Annotated in this window: 13 protein-coding genes; 11 read left to right on the top strand and 2 right to left on the bottom strand. The window is 60.9% G+C overall.

Annotation, left to right across the window (positions count from 1 at the left end):
- The first annotated feature begins 44 nt into the window (after positions 1-44).
- The 8 genes from IPK17_RS02655 (at position 45) to IPK17_RS02620 (ending at position 8,883) form a co-directional block, all read left to right on the top strand.
- The gene (locus IPK17_RS02655) at positions 45-893 is read left to right on the top strand and encodes a sugar phosphate isomerase/epimerase family protein (RefSeq protein WP_343416121.1); all 849 of its coding nucleotides are present in this window, start codon (positions 45-47) and stop codon (positions 891-893) included.
- Positions 894-982: 89 nt separating this feature from the next.
- The gene (locus IPK17_RS02650) at positions 983-1,720 is read left to right on the top strand and encodes a hypothetical protein (protein WP_343416120.1); all 738 of its coding nucleotides are present in this window, start codon (positions 983-985) and stop codon (positions 1,718-1,720) included.
- Between the two features lie 60 nt (positions 1,721-1,780).
- Positions 1,781-2,785 carry a sugar phosphate isomerase/epimerase family protein gene (locus IPK17_RS02645; RefSeq protein ID WP_343416119.1) on the top strand — a complete coding sequence of 335 codons (1,005 nt, stop codon included), beginning with the start codon at positions 1,781-1,783 and terminating at the stop codon, positions 2,783-2,785.
- 15 nt (positions 2,786-2,800) lie between these two features.
- A complete protein-coding gene (locus IPK17_RS02640; protein ID WP_343416118.1) occupies positions 2,801-4,000 on the top strand; it encodes a Gfo/Idh/MocA family protein in 1,200 nt (399 codons plus the stop codon).
- Between the two features lie 121 nt (positions 4,001-4,121).
- On the top strand, positions 4,122-5,348 hold the full coding sequence (locus IPK17_RS02635; RefSeq protein WP_343416117.1) for a Tm-1-like ATP-binding domain-containing protein: 1,227 nt from the start codon (positions 4,122-4,124) through the stop codon (positions 5,346-5,348).
- Positions 5,345-5,716 carry an MmcQ/YjbR family DNA-binding protein gene (locus IPK17_RS02630; protein WP_343416116.1) on the top strand — a complete coding sequence of 124 codons (372 nt, stop codon included), beginning with the start codon at positions 5,345-5,347 and terminating at the stop codon, positions 5,714-5,716. Before IPK17_RS02635 ends, IPK17_RS02630 begins: the two co-directional genes overlap by 4 nt.
- Positions 5,697-6,524, top strand: a complete 828-nt coding sequence (locus IPK17_RS02625; protein ID WP_343416115.1) for a phosphoenolpyruvate hydrolase family protein — start codon at positions 5,697-5,699, stop codon at positions 6,522-6,524. The genes IPK17_RS02630 and IPK17_RS02625 overlap by 20 nt, the downstream gene beginning before the upstream one ends.
- A 481-nt stretch (positions 6,525-7,005) precedes the next feature.
- Entirely contained in the window at positions 7,006-8,883 is a 1,878-nt protein-coding gene (locus IPK17_RS02620) for a phosphoenolpyruvate carboxykinase (GTP) (RefSeq protein WP_343416114.1), read from the top strand.
- A gap of 62 nt (positions 8,884-8,945) precedes the next feature.
- On the opposite strand, the gene IPK17_RS02615 is transcribed toward IPK17_RS02620, so the two are convergent.
- The gene (locus IPK17_RS02615; protein WP_343416113.1) at positions 8,946-9,743 is read right to left on the bottom strand and encodes an ABC transporter permease; all 798 of its coding nucleotides are present in this window, start codon (positions 9,741-9,743) and stop codon (positions 8,946-8,948) included.
- 9 nt (positions 9,744-9,752) lie between these two features.
- A complete protein-coding gene (locus tag IPK17_RS02610) occupies positions 9,753-11,384 on the bottom strand; it encodes a thiamine pyrophosphate-binding protein (RefSeq protein ID WP_343416112.1) in 1,632 nt (543 codons plus the stop codon).
- Between the two features lie 74 nt (positions 11,385-11,458).
- On the opposite strand from IPK17_RS02610, the gene IPK17_RS02605 reads away from it, so the two are divergent.
- The 3 genes from IPK17_RS02605 (at position 11,459) to IPK17_RS02595 (ending at position 16,311) form a co-directional block, all read left to right on the top strand.
- The gene (locus IPK17_RS02605) at positions 11,459-12,808 is read left to right on the top strand and encodes a DEAD/DEAH box helicase (RefSeq protein ID WP_343416111.1); all 1,350 of its coding nucleotides are present in this window, start codon (positions 11,459-11,461) and stop codon (positions 12,806-12,808) included.
- Positions 12,809-12,810: 2 nt separating this feature from the next.
- Positions 12,811-14,025: a DUF790 family protein gene (locus tag IPK17_RS02600; RefSeq protein ID WP_343416110.1), complete on the top strand. Its 1,215-nt coding sequence runs from the start codon at positions 12,811-12,813 to the stop codon at positions 14,023-14,025.
- A 63-nt stretch (positions 14,026-14,088) separates the two neighbouring features.
- Positions 14,089-16,311 (top strand): cyclic nucleotide-binding and patatin-like phospholipase domain-containing protein, encoded by a 2,223-nt coding sequence (locus IPK17_RS02595; RefSeq protein ID WP_343416109.1) that lies wholly within the window; start codon positions 14,089-14,091, stop codon positions 16,309-16,311.
- Positions 16,312-16,325 lie beyond the last annotated feature (14 nt).

Genomic DNA, 16,325 nt, shown 5'->3' with positions numbered 1-16,325 from the left:
GGCATGACGGGTGCGTTTTCTAAAATTACTTAGGAGTAAAGATCATGCGTTTTGGCGTCAATACCTGGGTATGGACTTCGCCCCTGACGACTGATGAGCTGAAGACACTCGCGCCGAAAGTCAAGGGCATGGGCTTCGATTGGATCGAACTGCCAATCGAAGGTCTGAACGATTTCGATTATGCTGAAGCGGGCAAGATCATCCGTGATCAGGGTCTGGACGTGAGTATGTGCGCCGCGATGGGGCCGGACCGTGACCTGATTCACGAGGACAAGGCGATCCGCGACAACGGCGTAGCCTACATCAGCCACTGCTTGCAGGCGGTACAGACGGTCGGCGGGACGAATCTCGTCGGTCCGATCTATTCGGCGGTCGGTCGGGTGTGGCAGCAAACCGCCGACGAACGCGCGCGCGATGTCGACACGCTGGTGCAGCAGTTGAGCGCCTTGTCAAAGGTGGCTGGAGATTGCGGCGCGGTGATGGGCGTTGAACCGCTTAACCGCTTTGAGACGAGCTTCATCAATCTGGCGACGCAGATTATCGAAGTGGTCGATCGTGTCAACCACCCGTCCTGCAAAATCATGCTCGACACCTTCCACATGAACATTGAAGAGAAATCGCTCGGTGAGGCGATCCGCAAGACTGGGTCGCGGTTGGCGCATTTCCACGCCTGCGAGAATGATCGCGGCGCGCCGGGGTCGGGCAATGTGACGTGGATCGATGTCGCAGCGGCGCTCAAGGCGATCAACTACGATGGCCCGGTCGTGATTGAATCATTCACCAACAAAGTCAAGAGCATCGCCCGCGCGGCGGCTATCTGGCGGCCCTTTGAGGCGAGTCAGGATGCGCTGGCGCAGAACGGCGTCACTTTCCTGAAACAGTTATTGACGTAGCGATCAGCCGTTAGCCGTTGGCAAACAGCTCAAAACAAGAGACCGACGTTAGCTAACGGCCTAGTCGCTAAGAGCCTATGGGACTTAACATGCAAAAGTATTTATCGCCAATCAAACGTTTGGGCGGCTTCGCGCTGCTGTTTCTGATCATCGGGTTGGTGTTTCCATCGCTCTCGGCGGGCATTGGCGATGAGCGTGTGCGCGATGGCGTGCTGATTCGCGCCGTGCCGTTTGTCGCCTTCTTTATCATGGTGCTCCTGCTCTACATCCTGGTGATCGTGCTGGTGGCACGGCGCTTCAACGGCAAGCTGCCCAATCGCGCGCATCGCCCGATAGAATTGATGGCGATTGCGGGTATCCTGTGCGGCGTGGTCTTCTTGTTCCAGCCCTTCTTCTTCGTCAGCTATCGCTACGGCTTCCTGCTGGTACTGGCGTCGGTGCTGCTGTTCATCTTGTGGAGCCACGTCGTGCCCAAGAGCGCCAAAGCCGATTCCTCGCTGCCGCCGTTCACCTCGACGCAGCAGATCATCGCGGCGGTGGTTGCGCTGATTGTGTTGTTCGTCCTGGCGAGCAGCGCGATTGCCGCCAACCAACCGGTCGAGCCGTATGGGGTGCGCCAGCGCCTGTGGAACACCTACGACGACGCGCGCAAAGCAGAAATTGCCGACGCGACACTTTCGCAGTTTAATAATGTGGATCGCTGGTTTCTCATCATCTTGAATCTGTTTCCAGCGGGTTTGATGTTCTTTGCCGTGCGCGAATTGGTGGGGGTGTTCCTACCCGCGCCTGCGCCAACACCAGCGCGGGCAGTGCAAAGAACTGGATAAAGTGGTCTACGCGGGGAGCAATCCCCGCTTTTCAAAAGTATTGCGAAAAGGATCATCACAATGGCTCGACCCGTCACGTTATTTACTGGTCAATGGGCGGATTTACCGCTCTCCGTCCTCGCGCAAAAAGTCGCCGCCATGGGGTACGACGGCGTAGAACTCGCCTGCTGGGGCGACCACTTCGAAGTGGACAAGGCGCTCTCGGACGACGCCTATATCCGCAGTCGGCACGATATTCTCGAACAGCACGGGCTGAAGTGCTTCGCCATCAGCACGCATCTGGTGGGGCAGTGCGTTGCCGAAGCCTACATCGACGAACGGCATAAGAGCATTCTGCCGCCGCGTCTGTGGGGCGATGGTGATCCCGAAGGCGTGAAAGCCCGCTGCGCGCAGGAAGTCGCGAATACGGCGCTCGCCGCCAAGTTGATGGGTGTCAGCGTGGTCAATGGCTTTACGGGCAGCCCCGTCTGGCATCTGATCTATCGTTTCCCGCCCACCTCCGACGCAATGATCGACGCTGGCTACCGCGAATTCGCTGACCGCTGGAACCCGGTGCTGGATGCGTTCGATGAGCAGGGCATCCGCTACGCGCTCGAAGCGCACCCGTCGGAAATCGCCTACGACATCTACACGGCGGAGAAGACGCTCGCCGCGTTGGGCAACCGCAAGACCTTCGGCTTCAACTTCGACCCCAGCCATTTTATCCACCAGTTGTTTGACCCGACCGAGTTCATCCTCGCCTTCCCGGATCGCATGTATCACGTCCATGTCAAGGACTCGAAGGTCAACCTCAACGGACGGTCGAGCATCCTCGGATCACACCTCAACTTTGGCGATCCGCGCCGCGGGTGGGATTTCGTCTCCCCCGGTCACGGCGACATGAACCTCGAAAAGATCATCCGCGTGCTCAATCGGATTGGTTATCAAGGGCCGCTCTCAGTCGAATGGGAAGACAGCGGCATGGATCGCGAACACGGGGCGAAGGATGCGATTGACCACATCCGCAAGACGGATTTCGCGCCGTCGAATGTGGCCTTTGACGCCGCGTTCGACTCGGACAAGTAAAGGGTAGAGGCTGCGATGAGTGATCAAGTCGGATTTGTGACGATGGCGGGCGCGAAGGCTGAAGGTCAAGCGCCCGAAATTGGGATCGGCATGCTCGGCTATGCCTTCATGGGCAAGGCGCACAGCAACGCCTTCAAGAAACTGCCGTATATGATGTATCCGCCGATTGCCATCCCTAAGCTGGTGGCGGTCGCGGGGCGTAACGCGTCGGCGACGGCGGAAGCGGCCAAACGCTACGGCTACCAGAAATACTATACGGATTGGCGTGACCTGATCGCCGACCCGGATGTGCAGGTGTTCGACAATGGCGGGCCGAACGACGCGCACGCCGAACCGACCATCGCCGCGGCGCAGGCGGGCAAGCACGTTTTCTGCGAGAAGCCGCTGGCGCGCAACGCTGAAGAGTCCAAAACGATGCTTGACGCGGTGCAAAAGGCGGGCGTCAAGCACATGGTGGCGTTCAACTACCGTTTCGTCCCGGCGATCGCGCTCATCAAGCAGTTGATCGAAAGCGGCAAGCTCGGACGCATCTTCCACTTCCGCGCGGTCTACCTGCAGGAATGGATCATCGACCCGAACTTCCCGAAGATCTGGCGTCTGGATAAGTCGGTGGCGGGCAGCGGGGCGCTCGGCGACCTCGGGGCGCACGTGCTCGACCTCGCACGCTTCCTCGTCGGCGAACCCAAGCGCGTCATGGGCATGACCAAGACGTTCGTCGAAGAACGGCCGCTGGCGGATGGCTCCGGCATGGGCAAAGTCGATGTCGACGATGCCTTCATTTCGCTGCTGGAATTCGAAAACGGCGCAATTGGTACGGTCGAAGCGTCGCGCTTCGCGCAGGGGCGAAAGAACTTCAATCGTATCGAGATCAACGGCGAGAACGGCTCGGTCGAGTTCAATCTCGAGAACATGAACGAGCTGAAGGTCTTCTGGGCGAATGAAGAGCCGAAAGAAACGCGCGGCTTCCACAACGTGCTGGTGAGCGAGTCGTATCACCCGTACTGGGCGAATTGGTGGCCGCAGGGGCACATCATCGGGTGGGAACACACGTTTGTCCACGAATTCCACCACTTCTTCGGCGCGATCCTCGGCCAGCATGAGGTTGCACCCTACGGCGCAGACTTCGTGGATGGCTACAAGAACGCCGTCATCTGCGACGCGATTGTCGAATCCTCGCAGACCGGGCGCGCGGTCGATATCAAGTACAATCTGTAAAAACTAGGACTGAGGCGCGAGGACTGAGGGCTGAGACAACCTCAGTCCTTGAACCTCAGTCCTCAGTCCTCGTATAGATGCTGCTTATTGCTTGCCCAAAAGGATTTTCTAGGAGGCACTCATGCCCAAGACCATCGCCGTGATCGGCGCGCTGGATACCAAGGGGCAGGATTTTGCGTTCCTGAAGACGGAAATTGAGAAGCGCGGCTGCCAGACGCTGATCATTGATTTCGGCGTGCTCGGCGAAGCTGGGTTTGCGCCGGAGGTGACGCGGCGGCAGGTCGCCGAAGCGGCGGGCGCGGATTTCGACGCGCTGGTTGCCGCCGGAGATCGCGGCGCGGCGATGCGGGCCATGTCCGACGGGGTGACCGAAGTTGTACGCCGCCTGTACGCGGATGGCGACATTCACGGCGTAATCAGCATGGGGGGCGGCGGCGGAACCTCAGTCGCGACGGCGGCCATGCGCGGACTCCCGGTCGGCTTTCCCAAAGTTATGCTCTCCACGCTGGCGGCGGGCGATGTGAGCGGTTTCGTCGGCACGAGCGACATCGTCATGATGCCCTCCGTGATCGATGTGAACGGTGTCAACCGCATCAGCCGCACGATTTACAGCAACGCCGCGGGCGCGATCTGCGGGATGGTGAGCGGTGAACCGACGCAGGGCGACGACAAACCGCTGATTGCCGTGACGATGTTCGGCAACACGACACGCGCAGTTAATCAGGCCAAGCCGATCCTCGAAGCGGCGGGCTACGAAGTCCTCGTCTTCCATGCGACGGGGACGGGTGGGCGCACGATGGAGTCGCTCATCGCCGATGGGCTAATCACGGGCGTGCTTGACCTCACCACAACTGAATGGGCAGATGAACTGCTCGGCGGTGTGCTGAGCGCCGGAGCGACGCGGCTGGAGGCGGCAGGACGCGCGGGCATCCCCCAGATCGTCGCGCCGGGCTGCCTTGACATGTGCAATTTCTGGGAACGGAACACGGTGGTCGAAAAATACGCGGGGCGGACGTTCTACGAATGGAACGCCAATGTCACGCTGATGCGCACCACGCCTGATGAAAATGCGCGGCTCGGCGAAATCTTCGCGGAGAAGCTCAATGCGGCGACTGGGCCAACCGCGGTCTATATTCCGCTGCGGGGCTGGTCAGAACTGGATACTGAGGGCAAGCCCTTTTACGCGCCGGAGGCAATTGCCGCGTTCGTGCGGACGCTGAAAGCCAACTTACGGACGGATATTCCCGTGGTTGAGGTCGACACGGACATCAATGACCCGCAGTTCGCCGCGCAGACCGCGCAGACACTCCTCAGTATGTTGGGGCATTCGGGGCATCGCCAAGCATGATCACACTGGACGATGTACGTGAAGTCGCGACATCGCTGCCGGGGGTTGAAGAGGGCACCTCGTACGGGACACCCGCATTTCGTGCCCGCCAGAAGTTTCTCGCACGGGTATCCGATGATGGCGCGGCGCTGGTTCTCAAGGTCGGGGAGATTGAGCAGCGTTATCTGATCGAGGCCGAACCGGAAACCTACTACATCACGCCGCACTATGCGGGAACCTCGTTGGTGCTGGTGCGGCTCGCCCAGATTGACCGGGCTGCTTTCGACGACTTATTTGTGCGGTCATGGCGACTTGTCGCCTCGAAACGCGATCTTGCTACCTATACTCAGCACTTGAAAGGGTCAACTGATGACCATCCCTCGTCTTGAAATTCTTTCCCGGCTGCGCGCGCAGGTTGCGGCGGGCAAGCCGATCATCGGCTGCGGCGCGGGCACAGGCATCTCCGCTAAGTTCGCGGAAGCGGGCGGCGCGGATCTGCTCATCATCTACAATTCCGGGCGCTATCGCATGGCCGGACGCGGATCGCTCTCCGGGCTGTTCGCGTATGGCGATGCCAACAGCATCGTCATGGAGATGGCGGGCGAAGTGCTGCCTGTCGTCCAGCATACGCCGGTGCTGGCGGGCGTCAACGGGACCGATCCGTTCAAGATCATGCCGCACTTTCTGCGGCAGGTGAAAGATATCGGCTTTTCCGGCGTGCAGAATTTCCCCACGGCTGGCCTGTTTGACGGCATCATGCGCCAGAATATGGAAGCGACCGGGTTAGGCTACGACAAAGAAGTCGAGATGATCCGTCTCGCCCATGACATGGATCTGTTCACTTCACCATATGTGTTCAACGTGGACGAGGCGCGGGCGATGGTGGCGGCGGGCGCGGACCTGCTGGTGTGCCATGTTGGCCTGACGACGGCGGGCAGTATCGGTGCGGCGGTCGCCATGACGCTAGATGAGGCGATCAGCAGCGTGATGACGATGGCAGACGCTATCTGGTCGCTGCGCGCGGATGCGCTCGTGATTTGCCACGGCGGGCCGTTCGACGAGCCGGAAAATGTCGCCATCGCGCTCAAGCAGATGCCGAAAATCGCCGGGTTCTACGGCGCATCCAGCGCTGAACGTCTGCCGACTGAACGTGCCATCCGGGCGCAAGTCGAAGCGTTCAAGGCGATTCAACGTTAGTGTTGGCATGAAAATCTGCACCGAGGGGCGCGGCGCGCTGCGCCCTACAAAAACGTTACCCCTCTTGTCGTCTGCAGCAAAATCCCATTTAATGTGCGTACCGCTTGGACTCAGATGAACTTTGGTGTCATGCCTTCCTTGAAAGTCGGCGCGTTTCCACGGTCATTTCCAAATGGGGTTCGGGCGAGCACCAGTGAAAATGGGCGCTGATTGCTCCCTGACTGACACGATTTGCACGCTATTTGTTCACATTTGACGAGCATACGGACCGTCTAATTGGTTACTTTCGCAACATTATCGGCTAACATAGATGCACCGCGTTACGTTTATCGCCTCTGATTGTGATAAGAAGCACTAACGACTGTGCGGGAGGAGAAGTACCATATACATCGGAATTCAGTGAGGTTCCGCCGTAACGAAATACCGAGCTCTTGCTGAGCCCTGAAACGATAATCCCGAGCCACGAAAGGTTAACTCGACGATGACTCTTGCATACAACGCGACTCTCGATCTTGTGCAATTTCCCGATTACGTCCAGCACCCTAAACTCCGCCAGTGGATTGCGGAGATGGTTGCCCTCTGCCAGCCGGATGATGTGTACTGGTGCGACGGTTCACAGGAAGAATACAACAACCTGTGCGAACTGCTCGTCGACAAGGGCACGTTCATCCGCTTGAACCCGGAACTGCGTCCGAACAGTTTCCTCTGCCGCTCTGACCCGGCCGATGTGGCGCGCGTCGAAGACCGCACCTTCATTTGCAGCGTCAGCAAAAGCGAAGCTGGCCCGACGAACAACTGGGTGCATCCCCGTGACATGCACAAGACGCTGGACTCGATTTTTGAAGGCTGCATGAAGGGCCGGACGATGTACGTCATCCCCTTCAGCATGGGCCCGCTCGGTTCCCACATCAGCTATGTCGGTGTCGAACTCTCCGACTCGGCTTACGTGGCCGTCAACATGCGCATCATGACCCGCATGGGTAAAGCGGTCTATGATGTGCTCGGCACGGAAGGCCAGTTTGTCCCGGCGGTGCACTCGGTCGGCGCGCCCCTTGAACCCGGCCAGCAGGATGTGACATGGCCGTGCAATAAGGACAACAAGTACATCGTCCACTTCCCGGAAGAACGCGCGATCTGGTCGTATGGCAGTGGTTACGGTGGTAACGCGCTCCTCGGCAAGAAGTGCTTCGCGCTCCGCATTGCGTCGAATATCGCCCGTGACGAAGGCTGGTTGGCTGAACACATGGCCCTCGTCGGCGTGAAGGATCCGTCGGGTCACCGCACGTACGTTGGCGCGGCGTTCCCCAGCGCTTGCGGCAAGACGAACTTCGCCATGCTCGTGCCGCCCAAGGCTTTCCAAGACGAGGGTTGGGAAGTCACGACGGTCGGCGACGACATCGCGTGGATCAAGCTCGGCAAGGACGGCAAGCTGTACGCCATCAATCCCGAAGCCGGTTTCTTCGGTGTTGCGCCGGGGACGAACTACAAGACCAACCCGAACGCGATGGACACTATCAAGTCCAACACGATCTTCACCAACGTGGGTCTGACCCCCGAGGGCGATGTGTGGTGGGAAGGTATGAGCGATGTTCCGCCCGCCGAACTGATCGACTGGCAGGGCAACCCGTGGACGCCGCAGAGCACCAGCAAGGCCGCGCACCCGAACGCCCGCTTCACCGCGCCGGCTTCGCAGTGCCCGACAATTGATCCCGCGTGGGAAGACCCGAACGGTGTGCCGATCAGCGCGTTCATCTTTGGTGGCCGCCGCAGCACGGTTGCGCCGCTGGTGTTCCAGGCTTTCAACTGGACGTACGGCGTGTACTATGCCGCGACCATGGGCTCGGAAATGACCGCCGCCGCCGCTGGTAAGATTGGCGAAGTTCGCCGTGACCCGTTCGCGATGCTGCCGTTCATCGGCTACCACATGGCCAGCTACTTCAATCACTGGCTGCGTTTTGGCCGCTGGATCCCGAACCCGCCGCGTATCTTCCTGGTCAACTGGTTCCGCAAGGATGAAAATGGCAAGTTCCTGTGGCCCGGTTACGGCGAAAACATGCGCATCCTGAAGTGGATCGTTCAGCGCGCGCAGACTCGCGCCGCCGGTACGGAAACGCCCTTGGGCCGCGTGCCGCACTACGAAGACCTCGATTGGCGTGGTCTGGAAGGCTACACGGAAGAGCAGTTCAACAAGGTCATGTCGATTGATCGTGACGCGTGGAAGAATGAAATCCTGTCGCACGAAGAACTGTTCATCAAGCTGTATGACCGCCTGCCGAAGGAACTGGTCGCCGTCCGCGAACTGCTGCTGTCCTCACTGTGGAATGAACCGAAGTGGTTGAACAAGGACGAGCATCACTAAGCCGTCTGCTGAGTAAGTGACTACGAGACCGGGACTCTGTCCCGGTCTTTTATTTTCCGCTGTCACAGCGCGTCGCTGTCGGTGCGCCCTAACAGATGCGAAATCACCAGCGCAACCAGCGCCACGCCGATCAGCAGCAGCCCCGTCCAGATTGCTGCGTCAATATCGCGCTCGATCACATTGTAGATGAGGAGCGGCATCGTTTGGGTCCGCCCTTGCAGGCTCCCCGCGAACAGAATCGTCGCGCCGAATTCGCCGAGCGCGCGCGCCCACATCAGCACGAGTCCCGCGCCCAACGCTCGACTTGCCAACGGCAGAGTGATGTATAAAAACAGCGTCGCATCCCCCGCGCCGTCGACGCGCGCTGCGTCTTCGAGATCACGCGGGACGCCCGCGAAACCCACCTGCGCCGCGCGTATGTAGAAGGGGGCGGCGACGAACGCCTGCGCCATGATCACGGCGGCAGTGGTGAAAGCCAGCGAAATATCAGCCGCGCTCAGCACCCCGCCGAGCAGGCCGCGCCGGCCAAAGGTGATGAGCAGCGCCAACCCGGCGACAGCGGGCGGCAGGACAATCGGCAGTTCGACCAGCACGCTGATCAGTCGCGGTAGGCGTCCGCGCCAGTGCGCCAACAGGTAGGCGAGCGGCGTGCCGAACGCGAGGGTGATCACTACGGTGATCGAGGTTGTGACAAAGCTCAACCAGATCGCGTCCGGGACGGCGGAAGCGGGCGCATCCTGCCATGCCTGATTTTGCACGACCCGGATGACCAGCGCGACGATGGGCAGAGTGAGAAAGAGCAGGGCGATCAGAGCTGCGCCCTTGACGATCCAGCGCAGCCCTCCGGTCAAACGATCCAAGCGTGTCTCCTAAACGATATATGGCGTGCTCGCGCCGGTTTTGCTCATGCCATCCGGATCGAGCGGTACATTGATGCAGGCGGGCAGGCCGCTGGCGTAAGCGCGTTCGAGCGCGGGCAGAATGCTATCAGGTGACTCGACCTGTTCGCCGTAGCCGCCGAGCGCCGCCACCACGCGATCATAGCGCGTCGGCGCGAGCGACGTCGCGACCGCCCGATCCGCGCCCACCATGTTTTTCTGCGGCGTGCGGATTTGCCCCCAACCCGCGTCATTACCGACGATGCTGACGATGGGCAGGCCAAAGCGGATCGCTGTGTCAAATTCGAAGCCGTTCAAGCCGAATGAGCCGTCGCCGTTGATGACGAGCACGCGCTTTTCGGGATACAGGTGTTTGGCCGCAATCGCGAACGGCAGCCCGACGCCGAGCGTGCCGAGTGGCCCAGGGTCGAGCCATTGACCGGGCTGCGCAAGGTCGATGACTTTGGCGCACGCCGAGACAATATCCCCGCCATCGCCGATCACGATGGTGTTGTTATCCACAAACCGGTTGACTTCCGCCGCAAACCGAAAATGATTTACCGGCAGCGACTCGATGGACTGCCAGTCGTGCAGTTCTGCGTCTTTGCGATCCTCTTTGCCGCGCAGCGTGCTTAGCCATTCGTCATAGCGAACACCCTGCAAGCCTTCGGCGAGTGCTTCGAGTACGAGGCGCGCATCCGCGCAGACGGCGACATCCGCGGCGCGGTTATGATTGAGTTCCGCCGGGTCGTTTTCAATCTGGATCAGCTTGGCATCCGCGTTGAAGTCCTGCCCATACTTCAGCCGGAAATCGAGCGGCGTGCCGATCAGCAGAATGGCGTCGGCGTCGCGGGTGGCGGCGGAACGCACAGCTTTCAGGCAGTTGGGGTGCGTCATGGGCAGCGTGCCGCGCCCTGCACCGTTCGTGAACACAGGCATCGCCGTCTGTTCGGCGAGTTCGCGTAAGGCGACGTGTCCGCCGTCCCAATAGACCTGTGTCCCGGCGATCAACACGGGCTTGCGGGCGGCGCGCAAAATCTCGAACATCCGCGCCAGATCGCCAACTTCCGGCTGTACAGGTTCAATGGTGACGCGGTCGGGCATGGGCATGGCGTCGACCGCGTTGAACAGCACGTCAAATGGCACTTCGATGAACACCGGGCCGGGGCGTCCGCTCAAGGCCGTGCGGAAGGCGTCGAAGAGTAGGGCGGGGATGTCTTCGGTCCGTTCAATGGTGAAGCTCGCTTTAGTAAAGGTCTTGAACATCTCGGTCTGCGGCATCTCCTGCAGCGCGCCCATGCCTTTGGTCTTGAGTGGCGCGGCTCCACCGATCAGCAGCATAGGGCTGCGTGCCTGAAACGCATTGGCGACTCCGGTCACGGCGTCGGTGACGCCCGGCCCGGCTGTGACTACCGCTACGCCGATGTTATGCGTTAAGCGGGCGTGGGCGTCGGCGGCGTGCGCGGCGGCTTGCTCATGCCGGAAGTCGATGATCGCAAGGTTATTGTTCAAGCAGCCTTCGTAAATCGGCGCGATGTGTCCGCCGCAGAGCGTGTAGAGCGTGCTCACCCCCTGCGCCTTCAGCGCGCGCGCGATCAGTTCGCCGCCGTGGAGAAAGTCCATGTAACAAGCTCCTATCGAACAAAAATTCAAATATTGAGTATGATTATAGCGCGGATTACACAGGATGATGGGCAGTGACCGGGACGATCAAGTTTCAGGGCGGGACGTTGGTCTTGTACGACGTGTCCGATGCGCCCGTGCCGTTTCAACTCATCAAAGGGCGACTCCGCTGTGAGGCGTATCACTATCCGCGGCTGATCGGCTGGCTGCACGAAACAGGCATCCGCGATCAGGTGCCGCGCTGGGAAACGCTCAAGCTGAAGCTGCATGACGACCGCCCGGCGCACGCCTACCAGATCGCCGCGCTCGACGCGTGGGATGCCGCGGATCGGCGGGGCAGCATCGTTCTGCCGACCGGGGCGGGCAAAACTTTCGTCGCCATCCACGCTGTACAGAGGGTGCAGCGGTCGGCGCTGGTCGTCGCGCCGACGATTGATTTGCTGCACCAGTGGTACGCGCGGTTCGTCAACGCCTTCGGGATCGACATCGGCGTGTACTACGGCGGCGAGAAGAACGTGCTGCCCATCACCGTGACAACGTACCACTCGGCGGGCGATGTGATCGCCGCGCATGGCGATGCCTTCAAGCTCATCATCTTTGACGAAGTACATCATTTACCCGCGCCCTCGTGGGGCGAGACCGCGCTCATGTCACCGTCGCCGTTTCGTCTCGGTTTGACTGCGACCTACCCCAACGAGGAAGAACAATCGGGCGGGCGCTGGCGCGTCGAGGATTTGATCGGCGGCATTGTTTACGCGCTCAAGATTGACGACCTCGCCGGGGATACCTTGGCGGAATACCGGACGCAGCGTGTGCGCGTCGACCTCACGCCGGAGGAACGCGCCCGCTACGACGCCGACTATGGAATCTACGCGGGCTATTTTCGGCGGCATCAGCTCCAAAAGACGCATGGTCGCTATTGGCTGAATGAACTGCTGCGCCGCGGCAGCTTTGACGAAGAGGCGCGGGCGGCAGTGCTGGCGCGGGGACGCATCCTCACGCTGCTGGCGGGCTGTGAGGGCAAGCTCGCCGCGCTGGAAAGTCTGCTGCGCGAACACAGCGACGACCGCTGTCTGATCTTCACTGAGCATAACGCCGTCGTGTATGCGATTGCCCGCCAGCATTTGATCCCCGCGCTGACGCACGAGACCAAAGCCGCTGAACGCAAGCACATCCTCGAAGCGTTCGCGGCAGGTGAGTATCACGCGGTCGTGACGTCAAAGGTGCTCAACGAAGGCGTCGATGTGCCGGAGGCGAAAGTCGCGATTGTGCTCGGGGGCACATCAAGCGCCCGCGAATATATTCAGCGGTTGGGGCGCGTGCTGCGTAAGTCGGGAAACCGTGAGGCGCTCCTTTACGAAGTCATTGCCCGCGACACGACCGATGTCAGCCGCGCCCAACGGCGGCGACCCGTGCGCAGCTAACCATGCTCACCGCCGACCTCATTCGTCCGCGCATCAAGGCGCGTGGCTCACTACTGGTGATCGATTGGCTGCGGGCCAGTCCCAAGATGCTGGCGACCGCGGACGCGCTGATCGCGTTGTTCGCGGCGCACATTGGCCAACCGCGCGCCGTGTGGGATCGCGCATTTGAGGCCTACGTCGGCACGCGCGTCGATTATATTGTCGTGCGGGGACTGGCGAAGGTGCTAGAAGATGCCTCGACCTTCACGCCCATTCCGCTGGACATTGATCCGGTGGACGTGCGGCGTTACCTGTTCGGGGGTGGGTTGGTCTTCGAGCGCGCCGATCTGTTTCATCCGCAGACGCGCGCGGATGCGCTCCGTGAGGCGGCGGCCCACTTTGATGTCTCCGTTGATACGATTGAGCGCGCGCTGTTCGCCGACCGTCCGGCCGAGTATGTGCTGGCGGCGGTGGGGCAGGCATGGACGCCCGCTGACCTGATTGGTCGCTACAACCTCGAATTGGCGCGCGGCGTGCTGTACTGGTCAAGCCAGATGCGCGTCGACATTCACGACGGTTACAAAGATTTCTGGCGCTACCTGAAGTTATTCAAGCTGATGTTTGAGGCGCAGGCCCTGCCCGACGGGGGCTATCAGGTGCTGCTGGAAGGCGCGATCTCGCCGTTCGTCCACCAGACGACGCGCTATGGTCGGCAGTTCGCTTCCTTTCTGCCCGCCTTGTTTCTGGGCGAGCGCTGGTCGATGGTGGCCGACGTGCATTTGCCCGATTGGAACACCGAATATCACCTTGATTCGTCGCTGCCCCTCACCTCGCATTTTCGTAAGAGCGGCCTGTACGACAGCGCGCTCGAAGCTGATTTCGCCGCCGAATTTGCCGCGAAGTTCGGCGACGCCCAACGGGGCAAGTGGGTGCTGCAGCGGGAAGACGAAGTGATTCTGCTTGGCGATTCGGTTATGATCCCCGACTTTTCGGTAACGCACACGCGGGATGGCCGCCGCTGTCTGATCGAGATCGTCGGCTACTGGCACCCCGACTATCTGCGGCGCAAGGTCGAGAAGGCGCGGGCGGCGGGGCGGCGTGACCTCCTGCTGCTGGTCTACGAAGGCGTTAACCTCGCGCCGGAACGCCTGAAAGATATCCCCGGTGAAGTGCTGTACTTCACCAACAAGCCGGTGCTCAAAGAGGTGCTGGCGGCCGTTGAACGTATAGCCGTGTAATTCCTGCGCCCTGGTTGTAGAATGACCGCTGTCGATCACCCGTAATGCTCGGAGCGCAGTTGAATGACTGATCAGTTTCATGCTGCCAAGTTGAATGCCATTCGCCAGAGTGAATTTTTTCGCGATCTGGATGAAGCGGTGCTGCGCGAGATCGAGCACGAATTCAAGCAGGTCACGCTGGAACCGGGGGCGTACGTCTTCCGCGAGGGTGAAGCTGGCGACAGCATGTACATCGTCGGACGGGGTAAAGTCCGCGTGTGCGGCACAGCCGAAGACGGCTCCGAAGTGTTGATCGACGAACACAGTGTGGGCGCGTGCGTCGGCGAAATCGCGCTGCTGACCGGGCAGCCGCGCACGGCGACCGTCTACACGCTGCAAGCCAGTGACCTCATCCAGCTCTCTAAGCACGGCTTGATGCAGATTGCCAACCGTTATCCGCAGGTGGCGCTGCAGCTCACCTCCGCGATTCTGCCGCGGCTCCAGCGGATGCAGGTCGCGCACATCCTCAACACGCTGTTCGGCAAGCTTGAATCCGACGTGCTCAAGGCGCTGCAAGCCGAGATGCAGTGGGTCGAACTCCATAAAGGCGAGGTGTTGTTCCGGCAGGGTGAAGTCGGTGACGGCCTGTACATTGTGGTGACGGGGCGCGTGCAAATCGTGTACACCGAGGAGGATGGTCACGAGCGGTTGCTGGCCGAAGCCAGCGTCGGCGAAACTGTCGGCGAAGTCGCGCTCATCACGGGGGATCCGCGGTCGGCAACCATCGTCGCGGCGCGTGACTCGAATCTCGTGAAGCTGCCGACTGCGTTGTTTGAACGCTTGCTCGACGAGTACCCGCGCATGATGACGCAGATCACGCGCATCCTGATGCGGCGGCAGATGCGCATGCTCAAAGGCGTGCACGCGACCCGCTCGTATAACTACGCGTTGATCCCGCTCTCGCATGATTTGCCGCTGCGCGTACTCACCGATCAATTGGCTGCGGTGATTGCACGTTTTGGCACGGCGATCCCGCTCGACAGCAGCCAGTTTGACGCGCTGTACGGCGTTGATGGGGCGTCCCAGCTCAGCCTTACACATCCGCTCGATATCGCCATTGCGCGTTGGATGAATGACATCGATTTCCGCTATGAATATGTGCTCTACGTCGGCGATCCGAACGCCTCACCGTGGACGACGCGCTGCCTCGCCCAGGCCGACCGGGTGATCTTGCTGGCCTCCGCTGATGATTTGCCCACGGTACGACCCATCGAGCGTTTGATCGCGCAGCGCTTTCCCAACATCCGTACGGAATTGGTGCTGCTTCATCCGTCCCAGACCACCGTGCCGCAGGGTGCGGCGGCATGGCTGGATGTACGTACCGTAGAGCGGCATCACCACATTCGCCGTGACGACCCGCAGCATGTGCGCCGTCTCGGGCGCTTGCTGACGGGGAACGGCATCGGCTTGGTGTTGAGCGGCGGCGGGGCGCGGGGTTACGCGCATGTCGGGGCGATCCGCGCGCTGCAGGAAGCGGGTGTAGAGGTCGACGCGATTGGTGGGACGAGTATGGGCGCGGTCGTCGCGGCGGGCTACGCGCTGAAGCAGGCCGTCGACTCGATGTTCCAGATCGCCGAGCAGTTTGCCAGTACGCGCAAACTGTTCGACCCGACGCTGCCGCTGGTCGCGCTCAACCGCGCTGCTAAGCTGACCGCCGCGCTCAAAGCCGTCTTTGCGGACACGCAGATTGAGGACTTGTGGCTGCCGTACTTCTGCATCTCGACCAACCTGACGCGCGCGGAGCCGATTAAGCACCAGCGTGGCTTGCTGCGGCAGGCCGTGCGGGGCAGCCTGTCGATTCCGGCTGTGTTTCCGCCCCTGCAAGTTGGCGGTGAGCTGTTGGTGGACGGTGGGGCGATGAACAACTTTCCGGTCGACGTGATGGCCGATTTCCTCGAAGGCGGGATGGTGATCGGCTGCACAGTCTCACCGATTCGCGATGCGCCCAAGCACCCGTTTGATCTCGAAGACTCGATTTCCGGGTGGACGGTACTGCTCAACCGCTTGCTGCGGCGGAACAAGCGCGTGCCGACGCTCGCCAAGACGATTTTGCGGTCGCTGGAGGTCAGCAGCGTGTACCGCGTGCGCACCGTCGAAGATCAGGTCGATCTGCTCATTCGACCGGATGCCAGCCAGTACAGCATCCTCGAATTTGACGCGTCTGGCCCGCTGTTCGAACTCGGCTACGCGGCGACCCAAGCCAAGCTCAAGGATTGGCTGCCGACGTACCACGCGCGCTATGGGTAACACAAACCTCCCTA

The sequence above is a fragment of the Candidatus Flexifilum breve genome (assembly GCF_016713355.1).
Note: the sequence above shows the minus strand (reverse complement) of the source record. Positions and strands in the feature narration are given on the sequence as shown.